Consider the following 4,625-nt stretch of genomic DNA (forward strand, 5'->3'; position numbering starts at 1 on the left):
GTGCTGGGGGTGGGGGGGGTGGGGGGGGTGGATTTGTTAACCACTTCTAATTTTGCAACCGGGCGGGCCCCCCGCCGGCCCCCGCCCTTCCCAAACCTACTGGGACACCAGGGGTTTCGCGTCGCGCGCCAGCGCGGTGAGCCGCGATATGGCGCGGAAGTACTTCTTCCGGTACCCGCCGTTCAGCATCTCCTCGCTGAACAGCCGGTCGAAGGGGACCCCGGAGGCCAGGACCGGGATCTCGCGGTCGTACAACCGGTCGGCCAGTACCACCAGCCGCAGGGCCGTCGACTGGTCCGGCACCGGGCCGACATCGGTCAGGCAGACCGCCGTGAGACCGTCGGTCAGCGCGCCGTAGCGGCTGGGGTGCACCCGGGCCAGGTGTTCGAGCAGGCCGGGGAAGTCGTCCAGGCTCGCGCCTTCGGTCGCGTACGCGGCCTTGGTGACCTGCTCGTCGGAGAACGGCGCCGGGGCCTCGGGCAGACCGCGGTGGCGGTAGTCCTGGCCGTCGATGCGCAGCGGCCGGAAGTGCGCCGACAGTCCCTGGATCTCGCGCAGGAAGTCGGCGGCGGCGAAGCGGCCCTCACCGAGCTTGCCGGGCAGCGTGTTGGAGGTGGCGGCGAGCGCCACGCCCTGCTCGACCAGGCGGCTGAGCAGCGAGGACACCAGTACGGTGTCGCCCGGGTCGTCCAGCTCGAACTCGTCGATGCACAGCAGCCGGTGTCCGCCCAGGGTCTGAACGGTCTGCTGGAACCCGAGCGCGCCGACCAGGTTGGTCAGCTCCACGAAGGTGCCGAAGGCCTTGAGCGCGGGCTCGGCCGGGGTGGCGTGCCACAGGGAGGCGAGCAGGTGGGTCTTGCCGACGCCGTAGCCGCCGTCGAGGTAGACCCCGCGCGGGGCGCTGGGGGCGGCGGGCTTCTTCGAGAACCAGCGCTTCCTGCCGGAGCCGCTGGCGTGCGCCCCGCCCAGGCCGGCGGCGAACCCGCTCAGCACCGTGACGGCCTCGGACTGGCTCGGCTGGGTGGGGTCCGGGTCGTACGTGTCGAAGCGCACCGAGTCGAACCGCGGCGGCGGCACCATCTCGGCCACCAGCCGCTCGGCGGGGACCCGCGGCTCGCGCGCACACAGGGCCTGGGGGCCCGCGTCGGCTATGGGGGGTCGGCCGGAGGTGTAACCGGAGGTGGAGAGAGATGTTGACACAGCTCTTAACTCTACGGGGCGTGGCACACTGCACCGATGCGACGCCTGTTCCCTGTGACCGATCAGACATCAGCCTCGCCCCAGGACCGGGCCGACCGGGAGTGGTCGCTCGACGAGCTGGCGGAGGCCTACGCGTACCCCGCCCTGAAGGCGGACGGGCACTGGCTCCGGGCGAACATGGTCTCGACCCTGGACGGCGCCGCCCAGCACGACGGCCGCTCGCAGCCCATCTCCGGCGAGACCGACATGCGGATCTTCGGCACCCTCCGGGCACTGGCCGATGTGGTGGTCGTCGGCGCGGAAACGGTTCGCCAGGAGGGCTACCGCCCGGCCCGGGCCCGGGAGGCCTTCGCCGCCCGCCGTGCCGCCTCCGGACAGGGCCCGGCCCCCGCCATCGCCGTGGTCACGGCCGGCATGGACCTGGACTTCTCGCTGCCCCTGTTCACCTCCCCGCTGGTGCCGACCCTGGTGGTCACCGGAGCCGCCGCGCCCGCCGACCGGGTGGCCGAGGCCGTCCGGGCCGGGGCCGAGGTCGTGGTGGCCGGTGAAGGCGCGGCCGTGGACACCGCCCGGGCGGTGCGGGAGCTCGCCGGGCGGGGGCTGCGCCGCCAGCTCACCGAGGGCGGGCCCCGGCTGCTGGGGCAGTTCGTGGCCGCCGACGCCCTCGACGAGCTGTGCCTGACGATCTCCCCGATGCTCGCGGCCGGCGGCGCCCAGCGGATCGCCGGAGGGCCCTCCGTCACGGTTCCGCACCGGCTCGCGCCCGCCTGTGTACTGGAAGAGGCCGGGTTCCTCTTCACGAGCTACCGTCGGATCTGACAACGGGCGGAATTTGTCGTTCCGCTTTGCTTCCGCTGGGCACATAACTGGGCAGGTATGTCTGCACAGGGCCCCGTGCGACAGCGGGGCAGGATGGTTTCCGCAGGGGCCGGCCTGCCGGCCTCGGCCCATGAAGGAGAGGGCGTCCGTGTTCACGAGCGTATTGATGATCGAGCAGCCGCTGACCGCGGTGGACGTGGACTTCGTCACCACCCTGCACGGGGACGACGCGGTCTCCTTCATCGTCCTCATGCAACCCCGGGGCGACCAGGACCGACTGCTGCGGGCCATCGACGACGTGGCGCTCGGCGAGCTCCCCGAGGCCGTCCGCGAGGGCGACGAACCCGAGGGCGAGGCCGCCCTCGGCCCCGCCGCACACGCCCTCGCGCACTCCCTGAACGCACTGCGCGCCAAGGGGGCCAAGGCCGTCGGGCAGATCATCGAGGACCACCCGCTCGACAAGCTGAAGACCGTGGTGGACGAGCACGACGCCGACGAGGTGATCGTTCTGACCGCCCCGCACTTCGTGGAGGAGTTCTTCCACCGGGACTGGGCCTCCCGCGCCCGCCACAAGGTCGGCGTTCCCGTGCTCAAGCTCTTCGCCCACAACGAATAGGCTTGGGGCCAGTCAGAGCCCCAAGCGCACCCGCAAGCACTCGATCCTGGAGCGACCTGAATGAAGCCCGGCCTGCCGACCGCCATGGAACGGCCCCACTTCATCGGCATCGGCGGCGCCGGCATGTCCGGCATCGCGAAGATCCTGGCCCAGCGCGGCGCGCAGGTCGCCGGCAGCGACAGCCGCGGTGACTCCGAGACCGCCGGGGCGCTGCGTGCCCACGGCGCCACGGTCCACGGCGGACACGCGGCCGCGAACCTCGCCGCCGACTCCACCTGCGTGGTCGTCTCCAGCGCCATCCGCGCCGACAACCCCGAGCTGGCCCGCGCCGCCGAACTCGGCATCCCCGTCGTGCACCGCTCCGACGCGCTCGCCGCGCTGATGGACGGGCTGCGCCCGATCGCCGTCGCCGGCACGCACGGCAAGACCACCACCACCTCGATGCTGGCGGTGTCCCTCTCGGCCCTGGGCCTGGACCCCTCCTACGCCATCGGCGGCGACCTGGACGCCCCCGGCTCCAACGCCCACCACGGCGAGGGCGACATCTTCGTGGCCGAGGCGGACGAGAGCGACCGCTCCTTCCACAAGTACACCCCGCAGGTCGCGATCATCCTGAACGCGGAGCTCGACCACCACGCGAACTACGCGTCGATCGAGGAGATCTACGAGTCCTTCGAGACCTTCGTCGGCAAGATCGTGCCCGGCGGCACCCTGGTCGTCGCCCACGACCAGCAGGGCGCCGCCGAGATCGCCCGCCGGGTCGCGGGCAAGGAGGGCCTGAGCGTCGTCACGTACGGCGAGGAGGAGGGCGCCGACGTCCGGATCACCAAGATCACCCCGCGCGGTCTGACCAGCGAGGTCACCGTGATCCTGGACGGCCGGATGCTCACCTTCACCGTCTCGGTTCCCGGCCGCCACTACGCGCACAACGCCGTCGCGGCCCTCGCCGCGGGCGTGGCCCTCGGCATCCCGGCGCACAACCTGGCGAGCGCGCTCGGCAAGTACACCGGCGTCAAGCGCCGCCTCCAGCTCAAGGGCGAGGCCGCGGGCGTCCAGGTGATCGACTCCTACGCACACCACCCCACCGAGATGACCGCAGACCTGGAGGCCATCCGCGGAGCCGCCGGGGACTCCCGCATCCTGGTCGTCTTCCAGCCGCACCTCTTCTCCCGCACCCAGGAGCTGGGCCAGGAGATGGGCCAGTCGCTGGCCCTCGCCGACGCCTCCCTGGTCCTGGACATCTACCCGGCCCGCGAGGACCCGATCCCCGGCGTCACCAGCGAGCTGATCATCGCGGCCGCACGCACCGCGGGCGCCGACGTCACCGCCGAGCACGACAAGGCGGCCGTCGCCGACGCCATCGCGGGAATGGCCAAGCCCGGTGATCTCGTTCTCACCATGGGCGCGGGCGACGTCACGGACCTCGGTCCGGCCATCCTCGCCCGGCTGTCGAGCTGAAGGTACGAGGGAGCGGGAGAGTCATGTCCTACGAGGTCGAGAAGACGGACGAGCAGTGGCAGGCGGAGCTGACCCCGTCCGAGTACCAGGTGCTGCGCCTGGCGGGCACCGAGCCGGCCTTCCGCGGTGAATACACGGACACCAAGACCGAGGGCGTCTACTCCTGCCGCGGCTGCGGGTCCGAGCTGTTCCGCTCGTCGGAGAAGTTCGACTCGCACTGCGGCTGGCCGTCCTTCTTCGACCCGAAGGACACCGACGCCGTCGAGCTGATCGCGGACACCTCGCACGGCATGGTCCGCACCGAGGTCCGCTGCGCGACGTGCGGCTCGCACCTGGGCCACGTCTTCGAGGGCGAGGGCTACCCGACCCCGACGGACCAGCGGTACTGCATCAACAGCATCTCCCTGCGCCTGACCCCGGCCGAGGGCTGACGCAGGTCCGGCGGCGGAGGCCGCGACCCGCGGGAGCGGGCGCGGCCTCCGGCCGGCCCGGGCCCGCCGCCGGGCGGGGAGGCCCTCGCCCTGCGCGCGGT

The 4,625-nt window shown here is 72.2% G+C and carries 5 protein-coding genes; 4 read left to right on the plus strand and 1 reads right to left on the minus strand.

Annotated features, from left to right (window positions below):
* Positions 1 to 96: 96 nt before the first annotated feature.
* The gene (zapE, locus tag ACWGE1_RS01860) at positions 97 to 1,152 is read right to left on the minus strand and encodes a cell division protein ZapE (RefSeq protein WP_453418591.1); all 1,056 of its coding nucleotides are present in this window, start codon (positions 1,150 to 1,152) and stop codon (positions 97 to 99) included.
* A gap of 84 nt (positions 1,153 to 1,236) precedes the next feature.
* Here zapE and ACWGE1_RS01865 point away from each other — a divergent pair, with 84 nt between their 5' ends.
* From ACWGE1_RS01865 to msrB, 4 genes are all read left to right on the plus strand, one after another.
* The gene (locus ACWGE1_RS01865; protein ID WP_453418580.1) at positions 1,237 to 2,019 is read left to right on the plus strand and encodes a pyrimidine reductase family protein; all 783 of its coding nucleotides are present in this window, start codon (positions 1,237 to 1,239) and stop codon (positions 2,017 to 2,019) included.
* A 148-nt stretch (positions 2,020 to 2,167) separates the two neighbouring features.
* A complete protein-coding gene (locus tag ACWGE1_RS01870) occupies positions 2,168 to 2,635 on the plus strand; it encodes an indole-3-glycerol phosphate synthase (RefSeq protein WP_453418581.1) in 468 nt (155 codons plus the stop codon).
* A 60-nt stretch (positions 2,636 to 2,695) separates the two neighbouring features.
* Complete coding sequence (gene murC / locus ACWGE1_RS01875; protein WP_453418582.1) at positions 2,696 to 4,093, plus strand: UDP-N-acetylmuramate--L-alanine ligase; 1,398 nt, start codon at positions 2,696 to 2,698, stop codon at positions 4,091 to 4,093.
* Positions 4,094 to 4,116: 23 nt separating this feature from the next.
* Positions 4,117 to 4,524, plus strand: coding sequence for a peptide-methionine (R)-S-oxide reductase MsrB (msrB, locus tag ACWGE1_RS01880; protein ID WP_453418583.1), 408 nt, complete (start codon positions 4,117 to 4,119; stop codon positions 4,522 to 4,524).
* The last annotated feature ends 101 nt before the right edge of the window (positions 4,525 to 4,625 follow it).

It is taken from the genome of Streptomyces sp. NPDC054932, from assembly GCF_053610205.1.

What these genes read in the sequence shown, in the direction of transcription:
- ACWGE1_RS01865 (WP_453418580.1), top strand. Translation starts at nt 1,237, where the DNA reads ATGCGACGCCTGTTCCCTGTGACCGATCAGACATCAGCCTCGCCCCAG.
- murC (WP_453418582.1), top strand. Translation starts at nt 2,696, where the DNA reads ATGAAGCCCGGCCTGCCGACCGCCATGGAACGGCCCCACTTCATCGGC.
- msrB (WP_453418583.1), top strand. Translation starts at nt 4,117, where the DNA reads ATGTCCTACGAGGTCGAGAAGACGGACGAGCAGTGGCAGGCGGAGCTG.